Below are 668 nucleotides of genomic sequence, written 5' to 3'. Positions count from 1 at the left end.
TTTCACTTCAAAGTGCGGTCAATTTGATGCGTATGTTCATTCAACTAAACACTTGATTGCTTTTGTTCAATCAAGATTTTATGCAAAATAGGTTTGCTTTCAGAGTTTCCTTCTCAGTTCCCTCTTTTCACTTTCCCGTTTTGCCTACTCAGACTTTCTCTCGAAAATCTCTTATTTTCAGCTTGTTTCCAATTTTTTAAAGAACAGTTGATAAAACTTTTCAGTTATCATCGTTAAATAAACTAAATGTATAAATTTACTTAACGATGATAAGTGGTGGAGATAAGCGGGATCGAACCGCTGACCTCCTGCGTGCAAGGCAGGCGCTCTCCCAGCTGAGCTATATCCCCATTTCATCATAATTTAATAACTAATCATTTATGTCTTAGTTACTTACATTACACCTTTCACTTCACTCACTCTCAGAGTGGTGGGTCTGAGTGGACTTGAACCACCGACCTCACCCTTATCAGGGGTGCGCTCTAACCACCTGAGCTACAGACCCAAGGGTAATGTTTTCTTCTGCTCATTTGTCTACAATTATCAGCCAATCTGTGTGAGCACTCGCTGTCTCTCGTCTTTGGTAAGGAGGTGATCCAACCGCAGGTTCCCCTACGGTTACCTTGTTACGACTTCACCCCAGTCATGAATCATACCGTGGTAAACGC

Annotated in this window: 2 tRNA genes and 1 rRNA gene; all 3 read right to left on the bottom strand. The window is 41.5% G+C overall.

Features of this window, described 5'->3' with window-relative positions:
• Positions 1 to 274 precede the first annotated feature (274 nt).
• A tRNA-Ala gene (locus tag DV424_RS08845) sits at positions 275 to 350 on the bottom strand.
• Between the two features lie 78 nt (positions 351 to 428).
• Positions 429 to 505, bottom strand: a tRNA-Ile gene (locus DV424_RS08840).
• A 79-nt stretch (positions 506 to 584) separates the two neighbouring features.
• A 16S ribosomal RNA gene (locus DV424_RS08835) occupies positions 585 to 668 on the bottom strand; the annotation flags it as partial.

Origin of the sequence: Haemophilus haemolyticus (assembly GCF_003493605.1) — a bacterium.
Taxonomy (GTDB): Bacteria; Pseudomonadota; Gammaproteobacteria; order Enterobacterales; family Pasteurellaceae; genus Haemophilus; species Haemophilus haemolyticus_J.
This window is presented reverse-complemented; position numbering and strand designations above follow the sequence as displayed.